Origin of the sequence: Algibacter mikhailovii (assembly GCF_014651495.1) — a bacterium.
In the GTDB taxonomy this organism is placed as follows: Bacteria; Bacteroidota; Bacteroidia; order Flavobacteriales; family Flavobacteriaceae; genus Algibacter_E; species Algibacter_E mikhailovii.
Map to the genome: position 1 here is coordinate 61,069 of NZ_BMWZ01000009.1, position 15,164 is coordinate 76,232.

General features: G+C 35.6%; 13 protein-coding genes. 11 read left to right on the top strand and 2 right to left on the bottom strand.

Going from position 1 to position 15,164, the window contains the following annotated elements:
• The first annotated feature begins 27 nt into the window (after positions 1-27).
• From IE051_RS16440 to IE051_RS16475, 8 genes are all read left to right on the top strand, one after another.
• The gene (locus IE051_RS16440; RefSeq protein ID WP_189362504.1) at positions 28-1,536 is read left to right on the top strand and encodes an arylsulfatase; all 1,509 of its coding nucleotides are present in this window, start codon (positions 28-30) and stop codon (positions 1,534-1,536) included.
• 61 nt (positions 1,537-1,597) lie between these two features.
• Complete coding sequence (locus tag IE051_RS16445; RefSeq protein ID WP_189362505.1) at positions 1,598-2,632, top strand: HAD family hydrolase; 1,035 nt, start codon at positions 1,598-1,600, stop codon at positions 2,630-2,632.
• A gap of 31 nt (positions 2,633-2,663) precedes the next feature.
• The gene (locus tag IE051_RS16450) at positions 2,664-3,632 is read left to right on the top strand and encodes an AAA family ATPase (RefSeq protein WP_189362506.1); all 969 of its coding nucleotides are present in this window, start codon (positions 2,664-2,666) and stop codon (positions 3,630-3,632) included.
• Positions 3,633-3,642: 10 nt separating this feature from the next.
• Complete coding sequence (locus IE051_RS16455) at positions 3,643-4,581, top strand: DUF58 domain-containing protein (RefSeq protein WP_189362507.1); 939 nt, start codon at positions 3,643-3,645, stop codon at positions 4,579-4,581.
• 9 nt (positions 4,582-4,590) lie between these two features.
• The gene (locus IE051_RS16460) at positions 4,591-5,064 is read left to right on the top strand and encodes a DUF4381 domain-containing protein (RefSeq protein WP_189362508.1); all 474 of its coding nucleotides are present in this window, start codon (positions 4,591-4,593) and stop codon (positions 5,062-5,064) included.
• On the top strand, positions 5,057-6,049 hold the full coding sequence (locus IE051_RS16465) for a VWA domain-containing protein (RefSeq protein WP_189362509.1): 993 nt from the start codon (positions 5,057-5,059) through the stop codon (positions 6,047-6,049). Before IE051_RS16460 ends, IE051_RS16465 begins: the two co-directional genes overlap by 8 nt.
• On the top strand, positions 6,049-7,752 hold the full coding sequence (locus IE051_RS16470) for a vWA domain-containing protein (RefSeq protein WP_189362510.1): 1,704 nt from the start codon (positions 6,049-6,051) through the stop codon (positions 7,750-7,752). Before IE051_RS16465 ends, IE051_RS16470 begins: the two co-directional genes overlap by 1 nt.
• Complete coding sequence (locus tag IE051_RS16475) at positions 7,746-9,098, top strand: BatD family protein (protein WP_189362511.1); 1,353 nt, start codon at positions 7,746-7,748, stop codon at positions 9,096-9,098. Before IE051_RS16470 ends, IE051_RS16475 begins: the two co-directional genes overlap by 7 nt.
• Here IE051_RS16475 and IE051_RS16480 read toward each other — a convergent pair.
• On the bottom strand, positions 9,088-11,259 hold the full coding sequence (locus tag IE051_RS16480; protein WP_189362512.1) for a tetratricopeptide repeat protein: 2,172 nt from the start codon (positions 11,257-11,259) through the stop codon (positions 9,088-9,090). The genes IE051_RS16475 and IE051_RS16480 overlap by 11 nt on opposite strands.
• Before the next feature lie 171 nt (positions 11,260-11,430).
• Here IE051_RS16480 and IE051_RS16485 point away from each other — a divergent pair, with 171 nt between their 5' ends.
• From IE051_RS16485 to IE051_RS16495, 3 genes are all read left to right on the top strand, one after another.
• Complete coding sequence (locus tag IE051_RS16485; RefSeq protein ID WP_189362513.1) at positions 11,431-12,087, top strand: outer membrane beta-barrel protein; 657 nt, start codon at positions 11,431-11,433, stop codon at positions 12,085-12,087.
• Between the two features lie 185 nt (positions 12,088-12,272).
• The gene (locus IE051_RS16490) at positions 12,273-13,268 is read left to right on the top strand and encodes a DUF481 domain-containing protein (protein ID WP_189362514.1); all 996 of its coding nucleotides are present in this window, start codon (positions 12,273-12,275) and stop codon (positions 13,266-13,268) included.
• A gap of 90 nt (positions 13,269-13,358) precedes the next feature.
• Entirely contained in the window at positions 13,359-14,132 is a 774-nt protein-coding gene (locus IE051_RS16495; protein WP_189362515.1) for a hypothetical protein, read from the top strand.
• A gap of 30 nt (positions 14,133-14,162) precedes the next feature.
• On the opposite strand, the gene IE051_RS16500 is transcribed toward IE051_RS16495, so the two are convergent.
• Positions 14,163-15,107: an AraC family transcriptional regulator gene (locus IE051_RS16500; RefSeq protein ID WP_189362516.1), complete on the bottom strand. Its 945-nt coding sequence runs from the start codon at positions 15,105-15,107 to the stop codon at positions 14,163-14,165.
• Between the last annotated feature and the right edge of the window lie 57 nt (positions 15,108-15,164).

Genomic DNA, 15,164 nt, shown 5'->3' on the forward strand with positions numbered 1-15,164 from the left:
ATTAATCTATTCACTAAAAATCACGTTATGAAGTTAAAAGTATTATTTCTATGCTGTGTTTTCGTTACAGGGCTCAATTTTTCTCAAAACAAAAAACCCAATATCCTAGTGATATGGGGAGATGATATTGGATGGGGAAACATCAGTAAATACAACCATGGTATGATGGGCTACCAAACACCAAACATTGACCGTATTGGAAATGAAGGTGCCATGTTTACTGATTGGTACTCACAACAGTCTTGTACCGCTGGTAGAGCAGCCTTTATTTTAGGGCAACATCCATTTAGAACAGGATTACTAACCATTGGTATGCCAGGTTCTAAACAAGGGATTCAAGACAGCCAACCTACTATTGCAGAATTGCTTAAACCGCAAGGTTATACCTCTGGGCAATTTGGTAAAAACCATTTAGGAGACCGCGATGAGCACCTGCCAACAAACCATGGATTTGATGAGTTTTATGGTAATTTATATCATTTAAATGCCGAGGAAGAGCCTGAATCTTATTACTATCCAAAAGACCCAGAGTTTCATGAAAAATTCGGACCTAGAGGTGTAATACACTCTTATTCAGATGGCAAAGTAGAAGATACTGGTCCTTTGACTAGAAAGCGTATGGAAACTGCAGACGACGAGTTTACAGATGCGGCCATTAGCTTTATTGAAAAAGCTCATAAGGCAGGAAAACCGTTCTTTGTATGGTTAAGTGCCACCCGTATGCACGTATGGACTCATTTAAAAGAGGAAAGTGAAGGTGTAACAGGTATTGGCCTTTATCCTGATGGCATGGTTGAACACGACAAAGCTATTGGAAGAGTTCTAGCTAAATTAGAAGAACTAAAAATAATTGACAACACAATTATCATGTATTCTACTGATAATGGTGCTGAAAAATTCACATGGCCTGATGGCGGAACAACACCTTTCGCAGGAGAAAAAGGCACTACTTGGGAGGGCGGTTTTAGAGCGCCTTCGTTAATAAGATGGCCTGGAGTTATCAAACCAGGTACTATATTTAATGACATCCACTCACATGAAGATATGATGCCTACCCTACTCGCTGCAGCAGGAGTTCCAGACATCAAAGAAAAACTACTTAAGGGATATAATGCAAACGGCAAGACCTTTAAAGTACACTTAGATGGCTATAATATGATGCCTTACTGGAAAGGTGATGTTGAAGAAGCACCTAGAAAAGAAATCTTTTATTTTGATGCTGGTGGCAATCTGAATGCCTTAAGGTACAATAACTGGAAAATTCATTTCACTATTATGGAAGGCGCTATTAACGAAGCATACCGTAAAACACCATCATGGCCTATTGTAATTAATTTAAGAGCAGACCCATTTGAAGTGTCGTGGAAGTCTTCCATGTATACAAGATGGTATGCAGATAACATGTGGCTTTTTGTTCCTGCACAAGCCTATGTTGGCAAGTTTCTTGAAACATTTAAGGAGTATCCTCCTGTTCAAGGCAGTTCTTTAGGGATAGACAAAGTAGTTCAATCACTTACAGCAAGACCACAAAACTAATAATTAAAACAACCTCATTGCCTATGCAATGAGGTTGTTCTTATTAAAATGACATGCAATAATGTATACCATAAATAAATCAATTGTTTTAGTACTCGCTATAATTCTATCATTTATTACAAGTTGTAATACCGAAAAAAACAAACCTATTCAGTCTGAAGACATTCAGGAAATAGTTGACCCACTTCCTTCTTGGAATGACGTTACCTCAAAACAGAATATTATAGCATTTGTCTCTGATGTAACCAATAAGGATAGCGAAAATTTCATCCCTGTAAAAGATCGTATTTCCACTTTTGATAACGATGGAAACCTTTGGAGTGAGCAACCCGCCTATTTTCAATTGTTCTTCGCCATGGATAGAGTAAAAGCCTTGGCTAACGAGCATCCAGAATGGAAAAACAAACAACCCTTTAAGGCCGTGCTAGAGAACGACATGAAAACCTTATTACAACAAGGAGAACATGGCATCTCTACACTAGTAGTAGAAAGTCATGCAGGCATGTCTACTGAGGCCTTTGAAACCATAGTTCAAGACTGGGTAAAAACAGCCAAACACCCCACAAAAGGTGTTGGATTTGATAAATTGGTTTATCAACCTATGTTAGAGTTGTTAGATTATTTAAGAGCTAACGATTTTCAAACCTATATTGTTTCTGGTGGTGGTGTCGATTTCATGAGAGCATTTGTAACCGAAATCTATGGAATTCCAAAAGAAAAAATAATTGGCAGCCGATTAAAAACAGAATATAAATATAATGATGGAGATCCTAAAATTATGCGTTTAGCTGAGTTTGATTTTATTGATGATAAAGAAGGAAAACCCATTAACATTAATACCATTATTGGTAAAAAACCGGTTTTTGCATCAGGAAATTCAGATGGCGATTTACCAATGCTACAATATGCCGCTTCTAATAACTACAAGAGTTTTATGCTTTATGTGCATCATACGGATGCAGAACGGGAATGGGCGTATGACAGAGAATCTCATATTGGTAAATTAGATAAAGGACTAGACCAAGCTTTAAAAGATGGATGGACGGTAATAGACATGAAAAACGACTGGAAGGTTATTTATCCGTTTGAAAAATAAATAGAAGTAAGAATCAAATTATTAAAGTTTTATGACACCATTTGAATCGATTACCACACTAAAAGAACAAATGTCTAAATCAATCATTGGACAGGAACAACTCATTGACAGAATTATTCTTGTTCTACTTGCCGATGGCAATATGCTATTAGAGGGTTTACCCGGTTTGGCAAAAACTAGAGCTATAAATGCTTTAGCCAAAAATTTAGATTGTGGTTTGAGTAGAATACAATTCACGCCTGATTTATTACCATCGGATATTACGGGTACTGAGATTTATCTACCAAGTGAAAAGGAAAAATTTGTATTCCAAAAAGGCCCCATTTTTAGTAATTTAATCCTTGCCGATGAGATTAACAGAGCACCGGCCAAAGTACAATCGGCATTGCTTGAAGCCATGGAAGAACGTCAAGTAACGGTTTCTGGAAAAACATACAAAATGGATGAATTATTCATGGTGATGGCTACCCAAAACCCCATTGAACAAGAGGGGACCTACCCCCTTCCTGAAGCCCAAATGGATCGTTTTTTAGTACACACCATAATTAGTTACCCTGATGACGAATCTGAATTAGAAATTATGCGCCTAAATAAACGCGAAGCTTCTAAAGAAAAAGGCCCGAAAACTGTCAATATTATTCCGCAGCAAGTCATTTTTGATGCTAGAAAAGAGATTAACCAAGTGAAAACTTCTGAAGATATTGAGAAATATATGGTTAGCTTAATTTCTGCAACACGCTACCCTGAAAAGTTTGATGAAGAACTTGCCAAATTAATTGATTTTGGCTCAAGTCCTCGAGGTACTATTGCCCTAGATAGATGCAGCAGAGTACATGCATGGATGCAAAACAGAGACTATGTTACACCTGAAGATATTCATCAGACCATCAAAGACGTATTGCGTCATAGGTTGGCTTTAAGTTATAAAGCAAGAGCCGAAGGCGTTACCGCAGATCAGGTAATTGATAAATTAATTGAGGTCGTAGCAGTAGTCGCTTAATGCACATTCTATGAAATCTAAAAAAGAAGACAACCACCCAAATGTTTTTTTAACCCTTGAACATCTCTTGAAGTTTGAGTTGTTTGCTTCTGTGCTGAATTTAGGCACTGGTAAAAAAAAGTCAAACAGTATTTTATCAGGAAGGTATGCCTCGCGCTTACGCGGAAGAGGTTTGGATTTTGAAGAATCTAGGCCTTATGTTCTAGGTGATGATATTAGAAATATTGACTGGAGTGTCACCGCCAAAACAGGAAAAACACACACCAAAGTCTTCACTGAAGAAAAAGAAAAACCTGCATTTATTTTTGTGGATCAGTCGACGTCTATGGGTTTTGGTTCTCAGGAAAAAACTAAAGCAGTGGTCGCTGGAGAACTAGCTTCTATTATTGCCCACAAAATAAAAAAAGGAGGCGATCGTATTGGAGGCATGGTGTATACTGGAGATCAATACGACCTAATAACTCCAAAACGAGACCCAAGAAACATCATTTATTTTCTACAAAAAATTATTGAGGCAAATCAGGATATTTACAATGTAAAAGATTTTAATTTTGAGGCCTCTTTAACCGATATTTTTGCCAAAATAAATAATATTGTTACCCATGACTTTCTAGTTTTTATTATCAGCGATTTTCATAGGTATAACGATTCAGTATTACAATACTTAAGTCAACTCGCATTGCATAATGACCTTGTTTTAATGCAAGTTTATGATGAATTAGAAGCCGATGTTCCCAATGAAAAAATGATCATCACAGACCATACGTATCAGGTCAATTTAAATGGAGACAATAAAAAACTCAAAGAAAAACTAAGTCAATCATTCAAAACAAACTACAAAAATTTTAAAGCTGAATTAGAGAAATACAATATTAATTTGTTTCAAGTTAATACTTCAAGCCCTATTGAAGAACAACTCATTGAAGTCTTTAGTAATTACAATAAATAATTTGACTACATGCAACAGGATCAAAATATTGAATTAAGTCCAATTATCACTCCAGACCCTATACCTTTTACGATGGACACTATCGGATGGAAAATTCTATTTATAGTATTGGCCTGCTTAATCCTTTTTATAGCATACACATACTATAAAAAATATAAACAAAATGCTTATCGCAGAACTGCCATTTCGAACATACAAAAACTAATGCATTCTAAAGAGAACACAATAAGCACCAATATTGTTCAAATTATGTTTTTGTTGAAACAAACCGCATTACAAACCTATAGTAGAAAACAAGTCGCCTCTCTAGAAGGTGAAAATTGGCTTAATTTTTTAGACAGCAAACTCAATCAAGCCGTATTTATTAAGTATAAAACCAGTATTGCTTCGGCGGTTTATAAAGGTGAATACACCAATTCAGACAGTTTTAAAATGGATGAGTTTGCAAGTAACAGTATAAAATGGATTAAGCATCATGCCTGATAATTTTCAATTTGCATATCCGTATGTCGCTTTTTTAGCGGTGCTTCCAATTCTAATTTATTGGATATTACCAGCTATAAAAAACCGAAGTACCGCTTTGATTTATCCCTATTTTGATGCCAGTTCTAAAACAGCTAATCAGAAACCTAAAAAGGCCTCACACATAAAAAAACGATCTTGGTTTTCATCATTTTGTATGTTTATTATTTGGCTGTTGCTTTTATCGGCTATGGCTTCTCCGGAATTGGTTGGTAAACCCGAAAGAAAAGTAAAAACATCTCGAAATTTTCTAATTCTTGCCGATTTATCCTTCAGCATGGCCAATAATGACTGGATGATTGACAACAAGAAAGTTACGCGTTGGGAGGCCGTAAAGAACATCATGCAAGATTTTATTGTCAAACGAGAAAGCGATAAAATGGGGCTTATTTTTTTTGCAAGTAACGCCTACATACAGGCACCTTTCACCACAGATCTTAAAACCGTACAAACTATGCTCGATGAAGCAGATGTTGGTATGGCTGGGCAAATGACCAATATTGGAAAGGCGATTGTAAAAGGTATGGATATGTTTGAAAGAGATACCATACCTAATAAAGTTATTTTACTACTCACGGATGGGGTTGACAGCGGCATGGATATTCTTCCGTTAGACGCTGCGAATATGGCAAAAAAAGACTCTACAATAATATACACTGTTGGAATTGGCGACCCCGGAAACGTTGGTTCTGATTTAGATGAACGCACGCTAACTGAGATTGCCGAACTTACAAAAGGACAATATTTTAGAGCAAAAGACACAGAGGAATTAGAAAACATATATGTGGAACTTGAAAAGCTTGAGCCCGTTGAATATGAAGAAGAAAGCTATACACCTAAAACATTACTTTATTATTATCCTTTAGGAGCAGCCCTAATTTTTGGGTTTGTTTTAATCATGATAAACAATATTGTGATAATTTTTAAACGTTTTACAAACCGTTGATGACGCAAAACATTGAACATATCAATTGGGAAGACTTCCACTTTTTACGAATCGAGTATTTGTATATGGGGATTGGAGCTGTTTTAGTTTTGATCATTGGATTCCTATTCTATAAAGAATCTAATGCTTGGAAAAAACATATTGCACCTCATTTGCGACCCTATGTGATAAAAAAGGGTACATCTTGGAAATCTTATCTTATAAGGGCATCTGTCATTCTAATGTTTATCATTGGAATTATTAGCTTTTTGGGACCTACTTGGAATCAAATTAAAGCGCCTGCTAAAAAGGTTGAATCCCAATTTGTGATTGCTCTAGACTTATCTAAAAGCATGTTAGCCGAAGATGTTTCACCTAACCGACTAGAGCGTGCTAAGTTTAAAATTCGTGATCTTTTAGAAGCTGGTCCTAGAGCAGCAACTAATTTACTAGTTTACGCCGGTTCCACACATACTGCGATTCCGTTTACAACAGATTATAAAATTATTCTGGATCAACTGGACGGATTACAGCCTAAAATGATGCCGGCACAGGGTACTGAATACAACGGCCTTTTTAAAAAAATGGATACGCTCTTTAATGAGAACAAAGCCCAAGGAAAAATACTATTAGTAACTGATGATTTAGAAGACCTATCACTAGAGCAGGTTAGCGTTTTTTTGCAAGACAATAACGTACAGCTTTTTATCTATCCGTTAGCTTCCCAAAGCGGTGCCAAAATTCCAACAACCAAGCAAAACTCAGCTTTAAATATTCCTAAACTAAATGCTTTATCAGAAATGGAGGCCGTAGATATTTTGGAAATTACGTTGGATGATAGCGATGTTAAAGATTTGGCCAAAGCCATAAGTGACGATTTGGTTTTTGAAGACCAAACCAATCAAGAAGAGGAAGACTGGCAAGACAATGGTTACTGGCTAATTTTTCCGCTCGCCTTTATTTTTATGTTTAGCTTCAGAAAAGGTTGGTCTATCAACCTTATTATACTAGCCTTATTTCTTCAATCCTGCTCCAAGAATACAACAAAAGAAGCCACCAAATTTAAATTCAAAGATTTATGGTACACTAAAGCTTATCAAGCCCAACAAGACTATGACTCTGAAAACTACTTAAAAGCTGCCTCGGGTTTTGATGACCCCATGCATAAAGGTGTAGCCTACTATAAAGGTGGTGATTATTTAAGTGCAGAATCTGCATTTAAAAAAGACACGACTGTTAATGGCTTATATAACTTAGGTCTAACCTATGCTAAGTTGGGCAAGCTAGATGCCTCTCAAGCGGTCTTTGAAAAAGTACTTCAGAAAGATCCGTCAAATGAAAATGCAAGTTCTAACCTTAAACAAATTATTACAGCAAAGGATAAAATGGCCTCGCAACAAGAAGAGAGCAATATCAAAAATGACAAAAAAGCTGCAAAGAACAAACAAAACAAATCTCCAGAAGATTTAAGTGGCGGTGGACAAGAAGCCACTAAAAAAGATATGGAGAAAGAACGATTAGAGGAAACCACTGAGACTGACAAAAGAAAAGGTAAGGAAATGGATGAATTACCAGAAGACTTTAAATCAGGTAAGGGCGAACTTCCTAAAAACATTTTAATGCGAAAAGTTGATGATGATCCTGCGCTTTTTTTAACTAGAAAGTTTAAATATCAGGTAAAGAAAGGAATTGTTGAAGTACAAAAAACAGAAGCGTCATGGTAAAAACAATTGGAATTATCATAACGTTTTTGTTGATACCGCTGGCTAGCTTGGGTCAAAACATCATTGCATATGCCACTGTAAACACCAATGAAGCCTATATTGGGCAGCCCGTAAAACTAACCGTTTCTGTATATACCTCAACATGGTTTACCGAAGGTGTTGATTTAGGCAATATTCAAATTGATAATGCACTTACCGTTTATTTTCGTTCGGTGAGTAACAGTAGAGCATTTAGTGGTAAAAATTACGCTGGCGTTAGTTTTTATTACAATGTATTTCCAACAGAAGAAGGTCAGATTACCATCCCCAGTTTATCCATAAATATTGCGTCACCTAAACCAGGAGGTTATAAGGGTCTTAAGAAAACCGTGACAACCAAACCAAAAAGCTTTAATGTATTACCTGTGCCTTTGGGGTACAATCCAAACAATTGGTTAGTAGCAACGTATTTAAACGTAAATCAAAAATGGTCTACTGCTCTAGAAAACATCAAGGTGGGAGACGTGGTACAGCGCACTATTGACAGATCTGCAGGTGGGACCATGGCCGAATTCATACCCGCATCTATTTGGGATAGCATTCCAGGAATAAGTGTTTATCCTAGGCGTGCTAAAGTAAATACTAAAAAGTCAAAAACAGCCATTTCTGCTTCGCGTTCAGAAACCGTTAATTACCTTTTTGAAAAAGAGGGTGAAGTTATTTTTCCTGCAACAGAATACATGTATTGGAATTCAAATAATAAAAAATTCTACAAAAAACATATCGATTCTGTGGTGATTCAAGTGAAACCTAATCCCGATTTAAGCATGCTCTCAAGCATAAAAAAATCGTTACAAAAGGACACTATTGAAGCCGCCGAAACTCAAGAAAAACCCTTTTTAATATTTGGCTTAACCCCAAAAACATTCGTGATCTATTTAATTGTTTCGCTTCTTGGAGGTTTGATCCTTTTTTACATCTCAAAAAGACTTATCGCCTTCATTAAACTCAAAAGAACAAACTACTTACACTCTGAAGGTTTTGCTTTTGTTCAGCTTAAAAAAGCCTTAAATCATCATGATTATTTCGCCTTTTCTAGAACGAGTCTTATTTGGGTAAAAAAATTAAATGCTAAATTTGAAACCTTGGAAGATTTGGCTGAACAAACTAACTCTAAACCCCTAAATAATGCGCTATCAAAATTAAATCATGCATTATTTAAAGATGAACAAACAAACATAGCTTTATACAGTGACGTATTAGAGGCCATTAAGGCAACAAGACAGGCTTATTTTCAAACACAAAGCATTACTAAAAAAGAAGCTTCAAAACGTACTACCTGGTTAAATCCTATATCTAAGTCGTAGATCGAAGTTCATTCAAAATAGCTTGTCCCCTTTTAACCTGACCCAAATTCTTATAAATTAAGGCTAAAAGGTATTTAAAATCTTTATTCTCAGGCTCTAGCCTTAACGCCTTATTTATAAAGCGTTCTGCTTTTTTAGCATCTCTATTCTCTTGATAATAATACGTTGCTAAATTATACATGGAACGTGTATCATTAGGATTTTTTCTTATCGCTAATTCTAATTGTGTCACGGCAGCATCATTTTTTTGCATCTCAAAATATAAAAGCGCCTTCAAGTAGTGTGGCCTTCCTTGTTCTGGCTCAAATTTAATCCAATTATCTAACGTCTTTTCAGCCTTTTCATGTTCATTGTTTAAGGCATAGGCTGTTGCCATATTTGAATACACAGGAATAAGTAAACTATCCTTTTCTAGAGCAACCTCGTAATGCTTAATGGCATTGGTGACATCATTTTTTTGCATGTAGTAATCACCTAATTGCATGCGCCCCGATGAGAAATCGGCATTGCTAAACAACATGGTTTCTAATTCTCCCATGGTGGCTTCAACAATGGGTTGATCTTTTGGGTCATAATCATGAATATCGATATCAATGACAATCTGTGCCGCACCAATTCTTACCAACCTCAAAGAATCTTCCATATATTTCAAGGCCGTTGATTTTCGCAAATCTCGAGGCATATTTCTAAACTTCATAAGCGCATTAAACTTAATGGCTGCAGAACTATCTTGTAAGGCTTTAAATAAACTATTAAAACTCTCTTGAGTCTCATAGTTTAAGTTTTCAATAACCGTTGCTCTAGCAATTTCAGGATATTGCAAATCATTAATAAAATGATCAAGCATTACCCTTTCATTTGCAGTAATATTGGCCTTACTACTAATAAGCAAGGCATCAGAAAAATGGTCCGCTCTTTCACTTCCATACCAAGTTACAATGGCATTAGCAGCCCATTGATTACTCTTGCCTTCATGACACCCCACACATGCGTTTGGCGTATCATATTCAACAGATTGATCTGGCCTTGGTATTCTAAAACTATGGTCACGTCTAAAATCATTGCCCATATAATTTTTGCCAGTCATGTGGCAATTAATACATAAACTAGACGCTGTGTTCGCTTTATGAAAATGATGTTTTTCAGTATCATAGTCCGATGAAATATGGCATTGGGTACATAACCTATTGTCGTCAAATTTTAGTTTTAAGGAATGGGCATTATGACAGTCGGTACAAGTAACGCCCTCGTCATACATTTTACTTTGCTTAAAAGACCCATAAACATAATCTTCATCATCTATTTGACCATCACCATGGTAAAAACTTGGTGTAATATTTTGCACCATATATTGATTTTCAAACGTCTCACCAGGTTTTAAATCTGGGGTTAGTTTAACGCGTCTCGCATGACATGGTGCACAAAGATTCATTTGTTGTGTCTGTCCTTCACCAGATGAAATAATATATGAATTGCCGCCTTCAGGATCGGACTTTGCCCAATCTACATGATTACTGGCAGGACCATGACAACTTTCACAAGCTACATTAATTTCCTCATAGGTTGTATTAAAAGAGTCTGAATCTACATCATAATTCTTTTTTAAATTGGTAGAATGACATTCTGCACACATGGTATTCCAATTTTGTGCACTTCGTGTCCAATGCAACCAATCGTGCGGCTCAATCTTATCGCCTTTATATTGGTGGTACCATTTATGCGCTACACTATCCCATGTTACACGTAAAACTTGCTTCTTTCCATCACCAAAATCAACCAAATACTGCTGCAAAGGTGTCACACCAAAGGCATATGATATTTTATATTCAGTCTCAGTATTATCAATTTCCTCTACATGAACAAAGAAATCACCTTGCTTCTTGTAAAAAAAATATTTAACACCGTCTATTTCAGTTTTAATATTATTAAAATCGCCTAATACTGTGGAGTCATTGGCAATTTGCATGGCTAAATCATGATGCGATCCTGTCCATAATTCAGTCTCTGTTTTATGACAGTCTATACAGTTATTGGAACCCACATAAGTATTAGCTCCAGCGTGAAAAACTTCGCCTTTTGAAGATTCATATTTATCCTTAACACATGCACTTAAACAAAAGCTTAACACGATTAAAACTAGGGCACTTTTTACTGTATTCATGACACATTATTGGTTAAAACAAACTTAAAGAAATCCATTGACAAGTACGTTTTTATTTAATAAAAATTCATACGCCAATCGTTTATGATGAATTATTATTAAATTGCGCTTACTAAAAAACGTTCACCCTAAAACTTTATTTATTCAGTTCTAACTAACAAAAAATGAATTATGATTAAAAAAATTACTTCTCTTAAAACTTCTACATGCGGTGTTCTGTTTGTATTTGCCTTATTATTTTCTGGTTTAAGTAGTAACGCTCAGACTGTTGAAATCATACCGTCTTATGGGTATCAATTTGGTGCTAAATTAAAGTATGGCTATAACAATTATTTAAAAGTCCAGGATAGTGATCAGTGGGGTATTAGCCTTGGTGTTGAAACGTTTGACGATACCATGGTTGAATTATCTTATGTTCATCAAGGATCGACGATAAGAGTCCGTGATATTCCTGCAGATATTCCCGACGAAGAGCGGTTAGCAGACGTTTCGGGTGATTGGATAATGATTGGTGGAACCAGATATTTCCCGAATGGCAATATTAGACCATTTTTAGGAGCCGCTTTGGGTATTGTAATAGTTAGCCCTAGCAACGAAAACAGAGAAATCATAAATAGATCCCTTAGTAATGACACTAACTTTGCCTTTTCTTTTAAGGGTGGTGTTAACATCATGTTCTCTGAACATGTTGGTATAAACATTCAAGGTAATTTAATGTTCCCTGTTAATTATGGCGGTTTCTATGTGGGCACCGGCGGCGGGGGTGCTTATGCATCAAGCACGGTCATCATGGGAGGCTTTAGTGGCGGCTTGGTATTTAGAATTTAGTACCAAAAGGAAAGTTTATAAAAAAAATAAAATGTACGATGATTTGTGCGCTAAGCGAAATCATCGTACATTTTCAGTTAATTAAACCACTTAGGCTCATAGAGTAGCTCTTTATTCTATTTAAATAATTGATTTTATTTCGTTTCATACCAACCTTATTCATAAAACGTAGCCTCGTCTTTTGCTTGTTTATTTTTCTTCTGCCTTGCCTCTGTAGTTCACAGAATGACAGCATACAATTAAAAGACAATTCCATTCTTATTGGAGAGATAAAGAGCCTAGCTAGAGGTGTTTTAATTATCAAAACAAGTTATAGTGACTCTGACTTTCATGTAGAATTCAAGAAGGTACAATCGCTTAGTATTGAACGAAAATGCCTTGTGCTTCTCACACAGAACAGGCGCAGATATGGTTTTGTAAAAACTACTGAATTAGGCCGATTTACACTCACATTACCGGATGGAACTGAAGAGCAATATAGAATCAATGAGATTACCAAATTAGATGAAATTTATGATCAGTTCTGGGATCGATTTAAAGGGTCGTTTGATTTGGGTTTCAATTTCACGAAAGCCAATAGTTTTACCCAATTATCAGTAGGCACTGAATTAAGTTATATTGACCCAAAATCTGTTATAACAGGAACATTGAATGCATTAAGCACTGGTCAAGTAGATGTTGTGGACACCAGAAGAACCGATGCAAACATTGAATATCTGAGACTACTGGGGAAATCTTGGTATCTTATGGGAAGTATTGCTTTTTTGAGTAATACAGAACAAGCCCTGGATGCAAGGATAAGTCCCAGCTTAGGTGCAGGTCGCTTTTTAGTAAGTACCAACCAACTCTATTATGGCGTGAGTATGGGGTTAACGTATAATATAGAAAAATATGTAGACATTACCCTTAATAAAACATCAACAGAAGCCTTTATTTTTAATAACTTCAATATATTTGATATGAAGGACTTTGATCTTACTAGCAACCTTAATATTTTTCCCAGTTTATCAGAAAGTAGACGTTTAAGAACAGATTTTAATGTAACCAGTAAGTATAAAATTATAAGTGACTTTTATGTGAAAATTGGATTTACACTAAACTATGATAATCAGCCGGCAGTTGAAGGTAATGAAATCGATTATAACTTTACCAGTGGTGTTGGCTGGAAATTTAATAAGTAGACACGAAACCTTTTAAGTAATAATATAGCAACTTAGTTTTCCCAACTGAGGATAACAGCTAATTTGGTGAATGACAACAAACAAGAACCTATGTCACATTTTAAAATGTCTAAGCATAATGTAATAGCAAAAATACTAGTTGTGTTTTTTTTAGCTGCAACACACCTCGTTATTGGTCAAGACCAACCTACCCATGAAACAGTGCATATTCCAGAACCCCTTATGTTTGATTTAGTTCGTGGTCTAGGAGCAAAACAAGGTGAATTAGAAATTAATGCCTTGGCCGATTTCCCTTTAAATAATGCTTCAAGTCGAGGCGTGGAATGGGCGCCTGAGATAGAATATGCGATCTTCAATAATTTTGCCGTTGAATTAGAATTCCCAATGAATAATTTTGAGTTAGAGGCTTATAAAATGGCCATTCAATGGACTATTGGAAGCTCTAAGAACAACAAATTTATTCATGGCATACAAGTGATGGGTGAAGCCTATATACATGAGGATATTCTTGAACTTAACTTTCTATATGTTCCTGCTTATCGCTTTAATGACATATGGAGTACTATAGGTCTATTTGGGGTCATGTTAGAATCTGGTGCTGACTCAGCAAAGAAAAAGCATACCATTATATTAAATGCTTCTGTATTCGCAGATCTTAATAAACATACGGTTGTTGGATTAGAAATAAACAATTCAGACCCTACCTTTCAAAGTATTGATAATAACGAAATGGAATTACTCCTCTTGCCTCAAGGCCATTATGAATTTGATAGTGGTTTAGCGTTTCAATTTGGACTTGGTCCTAAATTCTATGAAAATCAGGTGGATGCTTCAGCCGTACTGCGCGTTATTAAATCTTTTTAAGCTAGAAAAAATAGTTGGTGTAATTACTTTTTAATGTGAATTTTTACTAAGCGTTTTTGAGGGTAATTCTCCAAAAAAACTTTTGTAATCTTTATAAAACCTACCTAGATGCCAAAAACCACTGTCCTTAATAATGGAGGATATTGAGCGGTGTTCGTCTTCTTCATGTAACCTTTGATGTGCATGATTTAATTTCAAAACCAACATAAATGATTTTGGCCCCATATTAAACCTATTCTTAAATGCGTACAGCAATGTTCTTTCACTTACGTTAAAATAAGATGCCAATGCAGAAACAGTAATTGGTTCTGTTATCTTTTGCAAGATATATTGTTCAGCATTATGTAATAATTTTAATCTCTTTATTCCACTTACTTTTTTCGAACTAATCTCAGAATCCTTCAATAGCACTAACAGTTTTTTTGTGAACGATTCTTTAAAAGCCAAATCGTTAATATAATTTGGGTTTTGTAAGTGTTGATTTATTTCGTTTAAGATGACATTTTTCAACTCAATCAATAATGGGTTTTTCGAAACTAACAATTCAATATGCTTCAATGAGTCAACCAAACTCTCCTCTCCTTGCGATTTTGCAATTTCAAATAGACAATGTTCAGAAACAGAGAAAGTAACAACTTCAAAATTAGCTTCACTTACTGCATTTATTTCTGAACCAGGAGTGTAAATAATAATAGAGTTAGGCTCCACTTTATAATTTCTCCAATATATCTGAGCCTCATTTACAAAAGCAAATGTCCAAACCCCTTCCGGCGAAAAACCCTCTTGCTTCACTGCTGTGTTTAATTTAACATTTCCAAGTTGAAAATCTTTATAAACAACTTGGGCAATATGAGTAAAGAACGTACCCGGTCTTAATTGAATAAAGTCAAGTTTCCATGCACGCGCAATTCTTACAAAATCAAACAAGCCGATGTTTGAATAATTGATCGTTTCAAAATTCTTGTTTAGATTCATATTTCAAAGTTGCGGATTTCGGACATAAAATAATAATTATAACCTATAATTTTGGTT

What these genes read in the sequence shown, in the direction of transcription:
- IE051_RS16440 (WP_189362504.1), top strand. Translation starts at nt 28, where the DNA reads ATGAAGTTAAAAGTATTATTTCTATGCTGTGTTTTCGTTACAGGGCTC.
- IE051_RS16445 (WP_189362505.1), top strand. Translation starts at nt 1,598, where the DNA reads ATGTATACCATAAATAAATCAATTGTTTTAGTACTCGCTATAATTCTA.
- IE051_RS16450 (WP_189362506.1), top strand. Translation starts at nt 2,664, where the DNA reads ATGACACCATTTGAATCGATTACCACACTAAAAGAACAAATGTCTAAA.
- IE051_RS16455 (WP_189362507.1), top strand. Translation starts at nt 3,643, where the DNA reads ATGAAATCTAAAAAAGAAGACAACCACCCAAATGTTTTTTTAACCCTT.
- IE051_RS16460 (WP_189362508.1), top strand. Translation starts at nt 4,591, where the DNA reads ATGCAACAGGATCAAAATATTGAATTAAGTCCAATTATCACTCCAGAC.
- IE051_RS16465 (WP_189362509.1), top strand. Translation starts at nt 5,057, where the DNA reads ATGCCTGATAATTTTCAATTTGCATATCCGTATGTCGCTTTTTTAGCG.
- IE051_RS16470 (WP_189362510.1), top strand. Translation starts at nt 6,049, where the DNA reads ATGACGCAAAACATTGAACATATCAATTGGGAAGACTTCCACTTTTTA.
- IE051_RS16475 (WP_189362511.1), top strand. Translation starts at nt 7,746, where the DNA reads ATGGTAAAAACAATTGGAATTATCATAACGTTTTTGTTGATACCGCTG.
- IE051_RS16480 (WP_189362512.1), bottom strand. Translation starts at nt 11,259, where the DNA reads ATGAATACAGTAAAAAGTGCCCTAGTTTTAATCGTGTTAAGCTTTTGT.
- IE051_RS16485 (WP_189362513.1), top strand. Translation starts at nt 11,431, where the DNA reads ATGATTAAAAAAATTACTTCTCTTAAAACTTCTACATGCGGTGTTCTG.
- IE051_RS16495 (WP_189362515.1), top strand. Translation starts at nt 13,359, where the DNA reads ATGTCACATTTTAAAATGTCTAAGCATAATGTAATAGCAAAAATACTA.
- IE051_RS16500 (WP_189362516.1), bottom strand. Translation starts at nt 15,107, where the DNA reads ATGAATCTAAACAAGAATTTTGAAACGATCAATTATTCAAACATCGGC.